A 14,539-nucleotide genomic window follows, 5' to 3' on the forward strand; every position below is an offset into this window, starting at 1 on the left:
GCCGGGTCACCCCTCGCCGAGATAGTGACGCACGGTCTCGAGGAACTTCGAGACCGAAATCGGCTTCGAAAGATAGGCCTCGCACCCGCCCTGGCGGATGCGCTCCTCGTCGCCCTTCATCGCGAAGGCGGTGACGGCGATGACGGGAATCGCGCGGGTGCGCTCGTCTTCCTTGATCCACTTGGTGACGTCGAGGCCGGAGACTTCCGGAAGCTGGATGTCCATCAGGATCAGGTCGGGCATGTGGGTGCGCGCGAGCTCGAGCGCCTCGACGCCGTTGCGCGTTTCGATCGTCGAATAGCCGTGCGCTTCCAACAGGTCGTGGAAGAGCTTCATGTTGAGCTCGTTGTCCTCGACGATCAGAACGGTCTTGGGCATCAGGCGCAAACACTCCTCCGCGCAGGCGACACGCGCGGTCCGCCGCCGTCCGGGCGGCGCGGTTCCTCGCGAAATCATAGACGTTTCGCGCGTCCGCGCCGAACTCTTCTTAATGTCAGAGGATAGCGCTGATGTGTTAAGAAAGGGGCATGCCGATCCGACCCGAAAGAGACCGTCCTGCGGTCGCCGACGAAATCGCCGCGCGGGCCCTCGCCTATCTCGCCGGCGACCCCGAAAGGCTCGGACGGTTCCTCGCGCTGTCGGGGCTCGACCCCGCCACCATCCGCGTCGCGGCGCAGGATTCGGGCTTCCTGCCTTCGGTCCTCGACCACGTGCTGTCGGACGAGCGGCTGCTGATGGATTTCGCGGACGCGGAGGGCCTGCCGCCGGAAGCGGTGGGACGCGCGCGCGCGGCGTTCGGCGGATCAGACCGGGAGTGAGCGCGCCGGGCGGCCAGCTCGCCTTCTGCCGGGACTGCCTGACCGAAGCCGCGCCCGCCGCGCGGCGCTGCGCGCGTTGCGGAGGGCCGCGGATCGCCAGCCACCCGCAGCTCCGGGCGATGACCATCGCCCATGTCGACTGCGACGCCTTCTTCGCCACCATCGAGAAACGCGACGACCCCTCGCTCGCCGACAAGCCGGTGATCGTGGGCGGCGGCAAGCGCGGGGTGGTGTCGACCGCCTGCTACGTCGCGCGCATCCGCGGCGTCCGCTCGGCCATGCCGATGTTCAAGGCGCTGAAGCTCTGCCCGGACGCGGTCGTGGTGAAGCCGCGCTTCGAGAAATACGTCGAGGCGAGCCGGGCGGTGCGCGCCAAGATGCTCGCGCTCACCCCGCTGGTGGAGCCGCTCTCGATCGACGAGGCGTTTCTCGACCTCTCGGGCACCGAGAAGCTGCACGGCGCGCCGCCCGCCGTGACGCTCGCCCGCTTCGCCCAGGAGGTGGAGCGCGATGTCGGTATCACCGTGTCGGTCGGCATGGCGTCGAACAAGTTCCTGGCCAAAATCGCCTCCGAGCTCGACAAGCCCTGCGGCTTCGCGACGCTGTCGGTCGAGGAGGCGCCGGGCTTCCTCGCGCCGAAGCCGATCGATTTCCTGTGGGGCGTCGGGCCGGCCTTCGCCGAGACGCTGCGCCGCGGCGGCCTCTCGACGATCGGCGACCTTCAGCGCGCCGACCCCCGCGACCTCGCACGGCGCTACGGCGACCAGGGGCTGCGGCTCTCGCGCCTCGCCTTCGGGCAGGATTCGCGCCGCGTGGAGCCCGACCGCGCCCGCAAGAGCGTGGGCGCCGAGACCACCTTCGACGTCGATCTCGTCACGCTCGAGGACCTCGAGGCGCGGCTCTATCGGCTGTGCGAGAAGGTCGCGGACCGCATGCGCGCCGGCGACGTCTCCGGCTCGGTGGTGACGCTGAAGCTCAAGACCACGGATTTCCGCTCGCGGACCCGCGCCCATGCGCTTTCGACGCCGACCCGGCTCGCCGCCCGCATCTTCGAGGCCGCGCGCCGGATGCTCGCGAAGGAAGCCGACGGTTCGGCCTTCCGCCTGATCGGCGTCGCGCTGTCGGATCTCGGGCCGGGGTCTGAGGCCGACCCGCCGGACCTCGAGCGCCGCAACGCCCGCCTCGACGCGATCGAGACCGCGGTTGCGAGCCTCAGGGCGAAGTTCGGCCAGGATTCGGTCGACCGCGCCTTCGCGCGGAGGCCGCCGCGGGACGGGCGGTAGGGCGCGTTTCGCAGCGAACTGCGCGCTTCGAGACGCCCGCCGAAGGGGCGGGCCCCTCAGCATGAGGAAGGCGGAGCCAAGGACAAGAAGATTGAGGGCGCAAAAGGTCCTCATGCTGAGGAGCCGTCCGTCAGGACGGCGTCTCGAAGCACGCAGTCCGGCTGCGCACAGTAAACGCCGCCGGTCCATCCCGGGACTGCGCCAGAACCACCACCGTCATCCCGGCCGGAGCGCCGGGATCCAGGAACGCCACGTTCTCAGAAAAACCTCGCGCCGCCCACGGTTCTGGATCCCGGCTCAAGGCCGGGATGACGGGCGCGGGCGCCCGTGACTTCTTGCAGGCGCCCGGCGTCATCACGTCGAGCTCGACGAGATCACCCGCCCAGGTATGGGGCGGCAAAGCGCGTTTCGCAGCGAACTGCGTGCTTCGAGACGCCCGCCGAAGAGGCGGGCTCCTCAGCATGAGGGAGGGCAAAGCCTAACGACGCGAAGATTGAGGGGCGCAAACGGTCCTCATGCTGAGGAGCCGTCCGTCAGGACGGCGTCTCGAAGCACGCAGTCCGGCTCCGCACAGTAGACGCCGCCGTCATCCCGGGACTGCGCCTGAACCACCTCCGTCATCCCGGCCGAAGAGCCGGGATCCAGGAACGCCACGCTCTCAGGAAAACCTCGCAACGCCCGCGGTTCTGGATCCCGGCTCAAGGCCGGGATGACGGGCGCGGGCGCCTGTCATTTCTTGCAGGCGCTCGGCGTCATCAGGTCGAGCTCGACCAGGTCGCCCGAGATGACGAACTCGCCATAGTCGATCTTCAGCGAGCGGCTGACCCCGTTCTCATAGAGGTCGAAGCTCATCTGGTAGTCCGGAGTCTGCTCGCCGTCGGTCTTCTTGCCGCGCTCGAAATAGCTGATCGACACCGGCCAGAAACGCTGCTTCTCGAGCTCGGGGCGCTTGGCCGCGGCCTCCATCTCGGCCGGCGGCGCGGTCTCGGCTTTCCCCACGACGCTCAACGTGTCGTAGATCTTGTCGCCCGCTTCCGAGCCGTCATAGACGGCGGCCTCAAGCAGCGTCTTCTCGGTGCGCGCCGCATCGAGGATCTTCAAAAGATGCTCGGTGGGGAACAGCGTCTTGACGTCGTAGTCCTTCGTGACCGACGTGGGCTTGGAGACCCGCACCTTGACCGCGTCCGACGCCCTGTCGGCGCGCCCGTCCGTGTCGCGGTCGAGTTCGTCGTTGAGATAATTCTTCGCCTGGAACTTGAACGACTTCGCCGCGCCGTCCTCCCAGGTCTCGGAGCGCAGGTCAGAGACGTTGGTCTGGCCCTCGCCGTTGCCGATCTCGGTGACCTGACGGAAATTGAGCGCGTAGCCCGCGCAGGAATCGCCGGTGAACTGGTAGACGATGCGCCCGCGCACCCGGTCGACGCCGGCCGAACCGCGCTTTTCCTGCAGCTTCAGCTCATAGACGGCGCGGTGCGGCGCCAGCGCGACGTCAGCCAAACTGGCCGACGTCGTCGCCGCGAGGCCGGCGAACAGGACCGCGGCGGTGGCGGCGGAGCGGAGGAGGATCGCGTGCATCAGGCCTCGTTCGATTGCGTCGCGTCACAAATGTGCGCCGTCTGCGACCAAAGGCAATGATCTCGTCGCTTTCGGGGCGCTTGCTGGGCGACGCGCGCCCCGCCACAGGATGACGCGGCCAAGCTCCGCGGAGGTGAAAATGCCCGCATCGCCGAAACGCCCGCCGCCCTCGCCCGTCGTCGACCGCTGAGATGGCGCGGCTCGACTGGCTCATGGCGCGGCCGATCGCCCATCGCGGCCTGCACGACCGAACGGCGGGCGTCGTCGAGAACACGCCGACGGCCGTCGGCGAGGCGATTGCGGCGGGCTACGGCTGCGAGATCGACGTCCAGCTCTCCGCCGACGGCGAGGCCGTCGTGTTCCATGACGAGACGCTCGACCGCCTGACCGAGGCGAGCGGTCCGGTCGCCGCCCTCCCCCTCGCCGACCTGCGCCGCGTGGCGTTCCGCGAGACCGCCGATCGAATCTTCACGCTCGACGACTGCCTCGACCTCGTCGCGGGCCGGGGCGCGCTGGTGGTCGAGATCAAATCGGCCTTCGGCGGGGACGAGCGGCTCGTGAGGCGGGTCGCTGAGCGGCTCGCGGCCCGCGGCGGACCCGTCGCCGCGAAATCCTTCGATCCGCGCGTCGTGACGGCGCTGCGGCGGCTCGCGCCGGACGCGCCCCGCGGGATCATCGGAGAGGCCTTCGCGGACGGCGACCCGCACTGGGCGGCGATCTCGCCGCGCCGGCGCTTTTCGGCCCGCAACCTGCTGCACTGGCCGGCGACCCGGCCGGACTTCCTGTCCTGGAACGTGGCCGACCTCGAACGCCCCGCGGTGCGGCTCGCGCGCTCGCTCGGGCGCCCCGTCATGACCTGGACGGTGCGAACGCTCGAGGATCAGGCGCGCGCGGCGCTCCATGCCGACCAGATCGTGTTCGAGGGGTTCCGCGCCTGAGCGCCCAATCGCTTCAGAACTTCAGCCCGATCCCGAGCGAGGCGCCCTTCTCGTCGAGCGAATCCCGGCCCATCGGCGAGAAGAACGCCGCGCCGATGAGCTGCAGGCTCTCGGTGAGGTCGAACAGCGCCGCGAGCTGGAGCTTGTGGATGCGCTGCTTAAGCGGCAACGGCCCCTTCCATCGCCCATTGCCGATCTGGTTGAAGCTCTGCGCGATGAGCAGCAGCCGCTTGCCCGGCCGGATCCCGAAACTGGCGTCGACGCGGATCTCGTCGGCCGGGTCGCCGCCCCGGAAGCGGTAGCCGGCCGCGACGTCGACGAAGGCCGGCTTGCCGAAGACCTCGAAGCTGCGCGCCACGAGGCCGCGGATGTCGGCCTGATCGTCGGTCTCGCCGATGGCCGCGATGCCGTCGCCGCGGCGCGCGCCTGCGACCACGACCGAGCCCTGCGCCGAGACGATCCACCGTCCGTCGGCCCAGAGCCGCGCCCGCGCGCCGAGCTCGGACCGGCCGAGGCCCTTGCGGTCGAAGGTCGCGCCGTCTTCCGCGCGGATCTTCTGGAGGCCGGTCGAGCCGAACACGGTGAGCCCGTCGAGCGCGCCATGCTCGACGAACAGCTGGAGGTCGTATTTGCGGTAGTCTCCGCGCGCGCGGAGCTTGCCCTTGCGGTCGAAATACTCGTCGCCCGCCGACAGCAGGCCGAGCACGAAGAGCTTGGTTTCGCCGGGCTCGAGCGTGAACGCGCCGCTCCGGGCCTCCCCGGCGGTCAGCGCCGAAAGGAGCCCGGCGGCGGCGATCGCGCGGACGCCTCTGACGAGCGCCAAGCCTCTCTCCCGACGGCCGCCGGCGCGACTGCGCCGGGAACGCCACGATCTTGCCGCAATCCAGGCGGGCAGCGCAAGAAGATCGATTCGCGTCAGCCGCCGCGGTTCGAGACCGCGGCTTCGGCGAAGGTCGCCATTCCGGTGTGGCAGGCGCAGGCGGCCTTGATGACGGCGACCGCCAACGCCCCGCCCGAGCCTTCGCCGAGCCGCATGCCGAGATCGAGGATCGGCGGCAGTTCGAGCCGCTCCAGCAGGCGGCCGTGCGCGGCTTCGGCCGAGCGATGGCCGGCGACGCAGTGTTCGAGCGCGCTCGCGTCGAGCGCGTGAAGGACGGCGGCGGCGGCCGTCGCCACGAAGCCGTCGATCACGACCGGCACCCGCTCCATGCGCGCCGCGAGGATCGCGCCCGCGATCGCCGCGAATTCACGGCCGCCGACGCGGCGCAGCGCCTCGAGCGGATCGCCGAGATGGGGTCCGTGGACCCTGACCGCGGTCGCGACCGCGTCGATCTTGCGCCCGAGCGTGACGTCGTTGGCGCCGGTGCCGCGGCCGACCCAGTCCTCGGGCCTGCCGCCGAACAGCGCATGGGCGAGCGTCGAGGCCACGGTCGTGTTGCCGATGCCCATCTCGCCGACGACCAGAAGGTCGATCCCGCCATGGATGGCCTCGAAGCCGTAGGCCATCGTGCCGGCGCACTCGGCCTCGCTCATGGCCGGCTGCTCGCAGATGTCGGGCGTCGGGCGCTCGGTCGCGAGATCGAACACCTTGAGCCCGATGTCGAAGCTCTTGCAGATCTGGTTGATGGCCGCGCCGCCGCCCGCGAAGGCGTCGAGCATCTGGCGGGTCACGGCCGGCGGATAGGCCGAGACGCCGCGCTCGGCGACGCCATGGGCGCCGGCGAAGATCGCCACCAGCGGCCGCGCGACGGTCGGCGGCGTCTTGCCCTGCCAGGCGCAGAGCCACTCGGCGATGTCCTCGAGGCGCCCGAGAGCCCCGGCCGGCTTCACGAGTTCGGCCTCGCGCGCCTTCGCCCGCGCGGCCGCCTCGCCGTCGAGGCGCGGCAGGCGCGCCATCAGCGCCCGGATGTCGTCGAAGGGCAGGCCGGAAGCCTCTCGCCGCGGATGCGGCTCACTGTGCAGAACCATGCGTCGATTGACATGTCTCGAAACGGAAGCGTCAGCGCATAGCCGAATGTCTCGTGGCGGCCAAGCCCGCGGGACGTCGTCGCCCGCTCACGTGATGGCGAAGACTGTGGGCGGCGGCCCGGATCCGCGCTAGCAACGGCCGCAAGACACCCGCGAGCGCTTCATGCCCGACGAGCCGACGTCGCCCATCGCCGGAAAGCTTGCCGCGGCCCTCGACGCCGCCGCGGACGCCGTCCGATTCTTCACCCGCGTTCCGGTTCCGATCGGCTTCGGGCCTCCGGGCGGCGACTCGATCGGCGGGATCGCGGCCGCCTCGCCGCTCGCCGGCGCGGTCGTGGGCGCAGGCTCGGCGCTCGCGCTCGCCCTCGCGCTCTCCGCGGGCCTGCCGGCGACGCCCGCGGCGGTCGCGGCCGCGGCGGTCGCGGCGCTGGTCTCCGGCGCGCTTCATCTCGACGGCCTCGCGGATGTCGCGGACGGGTTCGGCGGCGGGGCGACGCGCGAGCGAAAGCTCGACATCATGCGCGACAGCCGGCTCGGCAGCTTCGGCGGCGCGGCGCTCGCGCTCGCGCTGATGGCGCGCGTCGCGCTCGTCGCCGGGCTCGCCGAGCGCCTCGACCTCTGGGGCGCGGCCGGCGCCGTGATCTCCGCGGCCGTGATCGCGCGCCCTCTCGCCTTCCTGCCCGCCGTGCTGCTCGATCCGGCGCGCGCCGACGGCCTCGGCCGCGCGGCCCGGCCCTCCGTCAGGGCGGTCGCGCTCGGGCTTGCCGTCGCGGCGCTCGCAGCGCTGGCGCTCGCCGGAGCCGGCGGGCTGCTCGCGCTTGTCTTAGGCCTGGGAGCCGCGGCCGGCGTTGCCGCCCTCGCCCGCCGGCAGATCGGCGGCTACACCGGCGACGTCTGCGGCGCGGGCTCGGAACTCGGCGAGATCGCGGCCTTGGCCGGATTGCTGATCGTCGCAGGCGCCGGCTGACGCGATGTTCGGTTGCGCATCCGCGCGGCATCCGCCAAGCATCCGCCATGCCTCAGCCCGCCCCGATCAAATCCCCTTGCGTCAAGATCTGCGTCGTCGACCCAGCGACGGGCTGGTGCGAGGGTTGTTTCCGCACCATGGCGGAGATCGGCAGCTGGATGCGCTACTCAGCGGCGGAACGCGACCAGGTGCTTCGACTGCTTCCCGCCCGGCGAAAGACCTTCGCCGCGACGTCCCGCGCCGAGGCCCCCGAATGAACCGATCGATCCCCGAGATGCTCGTCGCGGTGGTGCTCGCCGCGATCGTCACCTTTGTCATCGCCGATCTTGCGGGCGGCTTCGGCACGTTCCCGAACGAGCGCTGGGCCGCGGCCATCGCCATGATGTGCCTTGCGGTCTGGATCGGCCCCGGGCTGCTGCGCCGCTACGCCGGCAACGCCAACGCGGCGCTGAAGGCGGTGGCGCTCTGGCTGCTGATCATCGTCGCGGTCGCGATGCTCTACGTCTACGGTAAGGATTTCCTGATCTCGATCGGCGTCAACGTGCCGTGAGATCGGCGCTCAGAGCAAAAGCGACAGCGTGAAATGCGCGGCCACGGCCGCGAGGAAGAGCCCGAACCCGACCTCCAGCTTGCGCTTGGTGAGCCCGTGGGCGAGCCGCACGCCGATCGGCGCGACGAGCGTCGACACCGGCGCCATCAGCGCGACGCCGATCAGCGACACGAAGCCGAGCGACAGCGGCGGCAGCTCGGCCATGTGGGGCCAGCCCGCGACCACGAAGGCGAGCGCCCCGGGCACGGCGATGATGGCGCCGAGCCCCGCCGAGGTCGCGATCGCCTGATGGATGGGGCGGTTGTGCAGCGTCATGATCAGGCTGCCATAGGTGCCGCCGCCGATCCCCATCAGCGCCGAGACGAGGCCGATGAAGAGGCCGTAGGCCGCCATGCCGAGCCGGCCCGGAAGGGTGTCGGCGATGGTCCAGCTCGCCTTGGCGAAGATCAGGCGCGCCGACATCGACAGCGCGAACACCGCGAACACCGCCTTCAGCCATTCGGATCTGAACAGCGACGCGGCCGCCGCGCCGACGACACAGCCCAGCACGACGCCAGGCGCCCAGGCCTTCAGCACGCTCATGTCGACCGCGCCGCGGGCCCGATGGGCCTGGAAGGAGCGCAGCGACGTCGGAATGATGATGGCGAGCGAGGTGCCGACTGCGAGCTGCATCTCGAGGCCCTTGGCCATGTGGAGATGGGCGAAAAGCTCGGCGAGCACCGGCACGATCACCGCCCCGCCGCCGACGCCGAAGAGGCCCGCCAGAACGCCCGTCACGACGCCGGCGGCCAGAAGCCCCGCGGCGAGCGACAGGAGTTCGCCGACCGGCAGGGACGCGAACGCTTCCATGTGGGGAGAACTCCGAAGGAGCTTTGGGGCCTGTCCTTGCGACCGAGGCCCGAAAGCATGGTGGCTTCGAGCTTGACCGCTGCGTCATGCCGGCGTTTCCGCGCGGGCATCCACGCCTTCGACGTATCGCTCGACGTGCCTGGAAAGTCGTGGACGCCCGGCTTCGCCGGGCATGACGGCGGCGAGCGGGATCAAACTCATCGCCCCCAGCGCGGCGTCACGCCGCGTGGGCCTCGAGACGGTTCAGAGAGACCGGATCGCGCACGAGATCAAGCGCGCGGCGGAGCACGTCGAGCCCCACGCCCTCGCGCGGCGCCTGCTCGCTGAGGAAACGCCGGTAGGCGCGCGCGCCGGGCCGGCCCTGGAACAGGCCGAGCATGTGGCGCGTGTAGTTCGAGAGCCGGCCGCCCGCGGCGAGATGGGCTTCGATTTCCGGAAAGAGGCTCTCGACCGCCGACCGTGCGTCGGGATGCGGCGCGGGCTCTCCGAAGAACAGGGGATCCACCTCGAGCAGCAGCTCCGGCGATTGATAGGCGGCGCGGCCGAGCATGACCCCGTCGAGCGCGACGCCGTCACGCGGCTCGAGCAGCGCGCGCGCCTCCCCGATCGAGCCGATCCCGCCATTGATCGAGACATGAACATGCGGAAGCCGCGCCTTCAGGCGGAACACGCGGCCGTAATCGAGCGGCGGAACGTCGCGGTTCTCCTTGGGGCTCAGGCCCTTCAGCCACGCCTTGCGGGCGTGGACGATCAGCTCTTCGCAGCCCGCCGCGACGACCGCTTCGGCGAGCGCGTCGAGCGCCTGCTCCGGATCCTGCTCGTCGATGCCGATGCGGCATTTCACCGTCACCGGGATCGCGACCGCGGCCCGCATCGCCGCGACGCAGTCGCCGACGCGCGCGGGCTCGGCCATCAGGCAGGCGCCGAACCGCCCGTCCTGCACCCGATCTGACGGACAGCCGACATTGAGGTTGATCTCGTCATACCCTTGCGCCTCGCAGATGCGGGCGGCCTCGGCGAGCTCCGCGGGCTCCGAGCCGCCGAGCTGGACCGCCACGGGGCTCTCATGCGCCGAGAAGCCGATCAGCCGCTCGCGCGGACCGAAGCGCACGGCGCCGGTCGTGACCATTTCGGTGTAGAGCAGCGCCCGCGCGGTCAACGCGCGATGGAAGGAGCGGCACCGCCGGTCAGTCCAATCCATCATGGGCGCGACCGAGAACCGGCGCGGAGCGAAACTGGTCAAGAGAGGCTGCCTCGGCGTGAAGAGGCGGGTTATACGCGGGAGGCCGAGAAACGGAAACCGCCCCCGTTTCACCTCGGCTAACGGCTGCCCTACGCCGCATCGAAAAGCCGTAGCCTGCCCATCGGGGCTGATGTATAGGTCCGGGTACGAGATGCATCCAAGCAAAGATGGAAGCATTCGGGTTCTTTTGCAGCAGCAATTGCACGTCGCTTTCTCGCTAGCATCGCCTGCCGGCATCACCAGTTCTGATCCGAATTGGACAAATCAGATCGATTTCCACAACCCTTGGTATATCTACCAAATTTGTGTAATTAAGATCTGGATTTGGACAAGTTTCGAACGACTGCGCTCCGTTATTTAATCTTCGGTCGAAAACCTTCAGGGACGCAGCTTACGCATGACCACGCGTCGCGTACTTCTCGCCTGCGACATCGACAGCCAGGTGTTCGGCGCGCTTCCGCTCGCGCTCGCCTTCGCGGCGCGCGGCTGGAGCGTGACCTTCGCGATCGAGTCGGTGCGCACCCTCCCGCAGCAGCTGCTCGAGCGCCTGACGCGCGACTTCGCCATCATCGAACGCTCGATCGGCGCGCTTCCGACCGAGGACGTCGTGTTCGACCAGGACGCGGTGGGCGTGTTCGTGACGGGCAGCCGGCTCGCGATGTTCCGCCACCTGCTCGAGCTGTCGTCGCGGGTGAAGGAGCGGCCGCGGCCGGCGCTGTTCTGCAACTTCAACGGGCTGGTGTTCGAGAAGTTCGAGGAGGGGCTGGCCTGGCGCCTCGGCTATGACGTGATCGGCCTCAACGGGCCGCGCGACCGCGACGCCTTCGTCGACTTCCTCCACTCCACGCAGTATTCGCGGCAGCCTTCCGTCATCGTCGGCCTTCGGCGCAAGACCGACACGCCGCCCCGGCCGTTGAAGATCCCCGCGCCCAAGCCGGAGCCGGACGCGGCGGCTTCGGACGACGGCGCGCCGGTCGACGCCGAAACCGCGCAGCCGTCGCCCGAAGCCGCCCCCGCGGAGGCCGACGAGCCCGCCATCGTGGCTGAGGCGGCCGACCCCCGCCCGGAGGACGCCGAGGACGCCGCTCCCACGGACGCCGGCGCCGTCGCGGAGGACCCCGTCGAAGAGGCGGCGAGCGACGACGCGGCTCCCGTCGAAGACGCAGCCTCGACGCCGACCGCCGCGCCGAAGAAGCTGTTCGTGTTCGCCGAGCAGGTCGTCGTCCCGCGCAGCCTGCGGGAACGGCAGAACCTCGTGTCGGTCCTGGCGCGGCTCGCCTCCGCGAGCCCCGACTGGCAGGTCGTCATCAAGGCGCGCACGCGCCCCGACGAGCAGACCTTCCACCAGCAGCCGAACCACATCTCCAAGCTCGTCAAGGCGCTCCGCAAGAAGCCGCGCAACCTCATCGTCTCCTACGAGCCGCTCGACGACCTCCTGGACCGGGCGGACCTGTTCGCGACGGTGTCCTCGACGGCGCTGTTCGACGCCTTCGACTATGGCGTGCCGAGCATGGTCGCGACCGACTTCGGCCTGCGCAACGCGGACGGCGCGCATGTGTTCTTCGCCAGCGGCCTCCTGGCGCGCCTCGGCGACCTGAAGTCGCTCGACGACGCCCCGATCCGCTCGCCCGACGAACGCTGGATGCGACGCATGGGCTATGGCGCGCCCTATTCGCCCGACGCCCTGATCGACTGGCTCGAGACCTTCGATCCGGACCGGCCGATGCCGGCCGCCTTCGTGTCCTTCAAGTCGGCGACGCATGTCGCGTCGGGCAGCGCGGCGCAGGCGGGACGCATCTGCGAGATCTGGAGCGGGATCGAGACGTCGCTGCTGCCCAAGGACAAGGCCGAACCGGCGGCCGAGGAGCATGAGGCGGCCCAGGACGAGGCGGCTCAGGACGTGACGACCGCCGCGGTGGAGCGCCGCGCCGCGCTCTTCAGGCTGGCGTCGCTCATCAGCGACGCGCTCGGCTCGGCGGGGCCCGATCGCGGCGCCAAGGCCGCCCCGCCGCGCGACGGCAAGACACCGGAGACGCGTCCCGCCACGCGCACGGCCGTCGTCAAGGAGGGGCCGATCGCCTCGTTCTCCCGGAAGCTCGGGATGTACTGGTTCTACAAGCGCGTGCGCGCCAAGCTCGGCGTCCCGGTCCGCTGAAGCCGGCGGCCCGGCGCGCCGTCAGCGCGCCGCGGCTTCCGCCTCGATGATCGCCTCGCAAAGCTCGCGCAGGGCGCCGCGGCCGCCCTCGGCCTGCGTCACGTGCCGGGCCACCGCCTTGGCTTCGGGCCGCGCGTCGGCGGGCGCCACCGCGAAGCCCACAGCCTTCATGCAGTCGAGGTCGTTGACGTCGTTGCCCATATACATGGTCTCGGCGCGCGAGATCCCGTGCTCGGCGAGCCAACGGTCGAGTTCGGGCAGCTTGTCGTCGATGCCCTGCCGCACCTCGATCGCGAGCTTGCGGCCGCGCGCGGAGACGACCGGATTCGGCTCCTTGGACAGGATCAGCATCCGGATTTCGGTGAACTTGCGCAAACGGCCGAGACCCATGCCGTCGGAGCGGCTGGCGAACACCGCCTCCTTGCCGTCCTGGTCCACAAGCACGCGGTCGTCGGTGAAGACGCCGTCGAAGTCCATCACCAGCGCCTTGAAGCCCGACGGCACGGCGGAGGCGGGCTTCGGCGCGGAAAGGCCGAGCATCGCCTCGGCGAGCGCGAAGTCGTCCTCTGTGTCGATCTCGACCGGGGCCGCGTCGACGCTGACCAGCGCGGCCGGGCCGCAGAAGCGCACGCCCGCGGCGCGGAACGCCACGGCGTTCATCGCGTAGACCGCGCCGGTCTCGAGATATTGCGGCGGCAGATCCTGCCGGCGCTTGCGGGGCTTCGTGTGGTCGTGGTTGACGCCCGCCGCGAAGCCGTCGGCGTCGACGCCCCACAGGAAGCCGTGATTGGGCGAGGCCGTAAACGAGCAGGCCGCGCCGTTCTTGCCGATCGCGTCGGCGCAGGCGTCGATCTCCGCCGCCGTGGTGAAGGGCGAGGTGCATTGCAGGAAGACGAGCACGTCGACCGGGTCGCCCTCGGCCTCGATCATGTCGAGGGCGTGGAGCAGCGCGCTTTCGGACGAGGCCTGGTCTCCCGAAATCTCGGCCGGGCGATCGACGACCTCCGCGCCAGCGGCGCGCGCGGCGGCCGCGATCTCAGGATCGTCGGTCGAGACGTAGACGGCGTCGACAAGGCGCGCGGCGCGGGCCGCCGCGACGGTCCTGGCGATGAGCGGCGCGCCGCCCAGCGGACGGACATTCTTGCGGGGCACGCCCTTGGAGCCGCCCCGGGCCGGAATCACCGCAACGCACCGCACCGATCTCAATCCCCGCAGACAGACACGAATGAGGGCGGCCTGTCGCACGGGCTGGGCCCGGCGGCAAGCCGCCCTCAGAAGCTTTTACGTCCCGGCTTCAGAAGCCGGATCAGCCGACGGCGCGAAGTTCAGGCTGCCACTTGAGCTTCTTGCGCTGGACCTCTTCGACGTCGAGCACGTCCTTGGACTTGAAGGTCAGCGCCTTCTCGACGTTGTGGAGGTCGCGCACCAGGCGGCGCATGCCGTCCGGCTCGAGCGAGGCGGCGTGGTCGGTGCCCTTCCAGGTGCGGTCGAGCGTGAAGTGCCGCTCCACCCACTCCGCGCCGAGCGCGAGCGCCGCGACGTCGGCCGCGATCCCGAGATGATGGCCCGAGAAGCCGATCTTCTTCACGCGCTCGCCGTACTTGCCCTTGAGGCGCTCGATCTCCTTGAGGCACAGGTCCTCGAAGGCGACCGGATAGCCGGAGGTGCAGGAATAGACCACGAGATCCTTGGCGCGGCCGCGCTCCTCGTAGAACTTGATCAGGCCGTCGATCTCGTCGCGGGTCGTCATGCCGGTCGAGACATGGATCTCGCCCGCATAGTTCTCCGCCAGGAAGCCCTGCAGCTCCCAGTTGAGGTTGGTGGCCGACGGGATCTTGATGTTGTCGGGCTTGAGCCCGGCGATCTCGCGGGCCGAGGTCATGTCCCACACCGAGGTCGTGTAGCCGATGCCCTGCGCCTCGCAGAACTCCTTGAGCTCGGCGTGCTGGTCGACCGTGAACTCGAGCGCTTCGCGATGGGCGCCGTAGGTGTCGCCGTAGGAGTTCGCCGGCACCGGGTGCGGGGCGTTGTACTGCGCCGCCGGCAGCAGCTCCTTGTTGTTGCGCTTCTGGAACTTGGCGTAGTCCGCCTTGCAGACATGGGCCGCGACGGAGATCAGCTCCTTCGCGATGTCCATCTTGCCCATGTGGTTGCAGCCGATCTCCGCGATCACCTTGACCATGAGGGGTCTCC

General features: G+C 70.1%; 15 protein-coding genes. 7 read left to right on the forward strand and 8 right to left on the reverse strand.

All coding sequences use genetic code 11. From position 1 onward, the window contains the following. Window positions 1–6 precede the first annotated feature (6 nt). Entirely contained in the window at window positions 7–378 is a 372-nt protein-coding gene (locus ACFOWB_RS17130) for a response regulator (protein ID WP_261403347.1), read from the reverse strand. Between the two features lie 149 nt (window positions 379–527). On the opposite strand from ACFOWB_RS17130, the gene ACFOWB_RS17135 reads away from it, so the two are divergent. Together ACFOWB_RS17135 and ACFOWB_RS17140 are read left to right on the forward strand one after the other, a co-directional pair. Beyond that, window positions 528–818, forward strand: a complete 291-nt coding sequence (locus ACFOWB_RS17135) for a DUF3572 domain-containing protein (protein ID WP_261403348.1) — start codon at window positions 528–530, stop codon at window positions 816–818. Then, window positions 815–2,101: a DNA polymerase IV gene (locus ACFOWB_RS17140; RefSeq protein ID WP_378148473.1), complete on the forward strand. Its 1,287-nt coding sequence runs from the start codon at window positions 815–817 to the stop codon at window positions 2,099–2,101. The genes ACFOWB_RS17135 and ACFOWB_RS17140 overlap by 4 nt, the downstream gene beginning before the upstream one ends. A gap of 729 nt (window positions 2,102–2,830) precedes the next feature. On the opposite strand, the gene ACFOWB_RS17145 is transcribed toward ACFOWB_RS17140, so the two are convergent. Further along, window positions 2,831–3,676, reverse strand: coding sequence for a cell envelope integrity EipB family protein (locus tag ACFOWB_RS17145; protein WP_378148475.1), 846 nt, complete (start codon window positions 3,674–3,676; stop codon window positions 2,831–2,833). Window positions 3,677–3,867: 191 nt separating this feature from the next. Here ACFOWB_RS17145 and ACFOWB_RS17150 point away from each other — a divergent pair, with 191 nt between their 5' ends. Further along, window positions 3,868–4,614, forward strand: a complete 747-nt coding sequence (locus ACFOWB_RS17150) for a glycerophosphodiester phosphodiesterase family protein (RefSeq protein WP_378148477.1) — start codon at window positions 3,868–3,870, stop codon at window positions 4,612–4,614. 13 nt (window positions 4,615–4,627) lie between these two features. On the opposite strand, the gene ACFOWB_RS17155 is transcribed toward ACFOWB_RS17150, so the two are convergent. Then, the gene (locus ACFOWB_RS17155) at window positions 4,628–5,437 is read right to left on the reverse strand and encodes a hypothetical protein (RefSeq protein WP_378148479.1); all 810 of its coding nucleotides are present in this window, start codon (window positions 5,435–5,437) and stop codon (window positions 4,628–4,630) included. Between the two features lie 92 nt (window positions 5,438–5,529). After that, entirely contained in the window at window positions 5,530–6,582 is a 1,053-nt protein-coding gene (cobT, locus tag ACFOWB_RS17160) for a nicotinate-nucleotide--dimethylbenzimidazole phosphoribosyltransferase (protein ID WP_378148481.1), read from the reverse strand. Window positions 6,583–6,745: 163 nt separating this feature from the next. On the opposite strand from cobT, the gene ACFOWB_RS17165 reads away from it, so the two are divergent. From ACFOWB_RS17165 to ACFOWB_RS17175, 3 genes are read left to right on the forward strand one after another with little or no spacing between them, the layout of a single operon-like run. After that, on the forward strand, window positions 6,746–7,549 hold the full coding sequence (locus ACFOWB_RS17165; protein ID WP_261403352.1) for an adenosylcobinamide-GDP ribazoletransferase: 804 nt from the start codon (window positions 6,746–6,748) through the stop codon (window positions 7,547–7,549). Between the two features lie 47 nt (window positions 7,550–7,596). Continuing rightward, the gene (locus ACFOWB_RS17170) at window positions 7,597–7,806 is read left to right on the forward strand and encodes a DUF1289 domain-containing protein (protein ID WP_261403353.1); all 210 of its coding nucleotides are present in this window, start codon (window positions 7,597–7,599) and stop codon (window positions 7,804–7,806) included. After that, window positions 7,803–8,099 (forward strand): hypothetical protein, encoded by a 297-nt coding sequence (locus tag ACFOWB_RS17175; RefSeq protein WP_261403354.1) that lies wholly within the window; start codon window positions 7,803–7,805, stop codon window positions 8,097–8,099. Before ACFOWB_RS17170 ends, ACFOWB_RS17175 begins: the two co-directional genes overlap by 4 nt. 9 nt (window positions 8,100–8,108) lie before the next feature. Here the strand turns inward: ACFOWB_RS17175 and ACFOWB_RS17180 are convergent, their stop codons facing one another. Together ACFOWB_RS17180 and dusA are read right to left on the reverse strand one after the other, a co-directional pair. After that, window positions 8,109–8,948 carry a sulfite exporter TauE/SafE family protein gene (locus ACFOWB_RS17180; protein ID WP_261403355.1) on the reverse strand — a complete coding sequence of 280 codons (840 nt, stop codon included), beginning with the start codon at window positions 8,946–8,948 and terminating at the stop codon, window positions 8,109–8,111. 217 nt (window positions 8,949–9,165) lie between these two features. Further along, the gene (dusA, locus tag ACFOWB_RS17185; protein WP_378148485.1) at window positions 9,166–10,191 is read right to left on the reverse strand and encodes a tRNA dihydrouridine(20/20a) synthase DusA; all 1,026 of its coding nucleotides are present in this window, start codon (window positions 10,189–10,191) and stop codon (window positions 9,166–9,168) included. Between the two features lie 397 nt (window positions 10,192–10,588). Between dusA and ACFOWB_RS17190 the strand changes: the two genes are divergently transcribed. Beyond that, window positions 10,589–12,346, forward strand: coding sequence for a DUF6716 putative glycosyltransferase (locus tag ACFOWB_RS17190; RefSeq protein ID WP_378148487.1), 1,758 nt, complete (start codon window positions 10,589–10,591; stop codon window positions 12,344–12,346). A gap of 21 nt (window positions 12,347–12,367) precedes the next feature. Here the strand turns inward: ACFOWB_RS17190 and ACFOWB_RS17195 are convergent, their stop codons facing one another. Together ACFOWB_RS17195 and ACFOWB_RS17200 are read right to left on the reverse strand one after the other, a co-directional pair. After that, window positions 12,368–13,528 (reverse strand): cytidylyltransferase domain-containing protein, encoded by a 1,161-nt coding sequence (locus ACFOWB_RS17195; RefSeq protein WP_378148489.1) that lies wholly within the window; start codon window positions 13,526–13,528, stop codon window positions 12,368–12,370. Between the two features lie 124 nt (window positions 13,529–13,652). After that, a complete protein-coding gene (locus ACFOWB_RS17200; RefSeq protein ID WP_261403359.1) occupies window positions 13,653–14,528 on the reverse strand; it encodes an N-acetylneuraminate synthase family protein in 876 nt (291 codons plus the stop codon). Window positions 14,529–14,539 lie beyond the last annotated feature (11 nt).

The organism is Chenggangzhangella methanolivorans, from assembly GCF_042648545.1.
GTDB classification, from domain to species: domain Bacteria; phylum Pseudomonadota; class Alphaproteobacteria; order Rhizobiales; family Methylopilaceae; genus Methylopila; species Methylopila methanolivorans.

What these genes read in the sequence shown, in the direction of transcription:
- ACFOWB_RS17165 (WP_261403352.1), top strand. Translation starts at nt 6,746, where the DNA reads ATGCCCGACGAGCCGACGTCGCCCATCGCCGGAAAGCTTGCCGCGGCC.
- ACFOWB_RS17130 (WP_261403347.1), bottom strand. Translation starts at nt 378, where the DNA reads ATGCCCAAGACCGTTCTGATCGTCGAGGACAACGAGCTCAACATGAAG.
- ACFOWB_RS17190 (WP_378148487.1), top strand. Translation starts at nt 10,589, where the DNA reads ATGACCACGCGTCGCGTACTTCTCGCCTGCGACATCGACAGCCAGGTG.
- ACFOWB_RS17200 (WP_261403359.1), bottom strand. Translation starts at nt 14,528, where the DNA reads ATGGTCAAGGTGATCGCGGAGATCGGCTGCAACCACATGGGCAAGATG.
- ACFOWB_RS17170 (WP_261403353.1), top strand. Translation starts at nt 7,597, where the DNA reads ATGCCTCAGCCCGCCCCGATCAAATCCCCTTGCGTCAAGATCTGCGTC.
- cobT (WP_378148481.1), bottom strand. Translation starts at nt 6,582, where the DNA reads ATGGTTCTGCACAGTGAGCCGCATCCGCGGCGAGAGGCTTCCGGCCTG.
- ACFOWB_RS17145 (WP_378148475.1), bottom strand. Translation starts at nt 3,676, where the DNA reads ATGCACGCGATCCTCCTCCGCTCCGCCGCCACCGCCGCGGTCCTGTTC.
- ACFOWB_RS17150 (WP_378148477.1), top strand. Translation starts at nt 3,868, where the DNA reads ATGGCGCGGCTCGACTGGCTCATGGCGCGGCCGATCGCCCATCGCGGC.
- ACFOWB_RS17135 (WP_261403348.1), top strand. Translation starts at nt 528, where the DNA reads ATGCCGATCCGACCCGAAAGAGACCGTCCTGCGGTCGCCGACGAAATC.
- ACFOWB_RS17180 (WP_261403355.1), bottom strand. Translation starts at nt 8,948, where the DNA reads ATGGAAGCGTTCGCGTCCCTGCCGGTCGGCGAACTCCTGTCGCTCGCC.
- ACFOWB_RS17175 (WP_261403354.1), top strand. Translation starts at nt 7,803, where the DNA reads ATGAACCGATCGATCCCCGAGATGCTCGTCGCGGTGGTGCTCGCCGCG.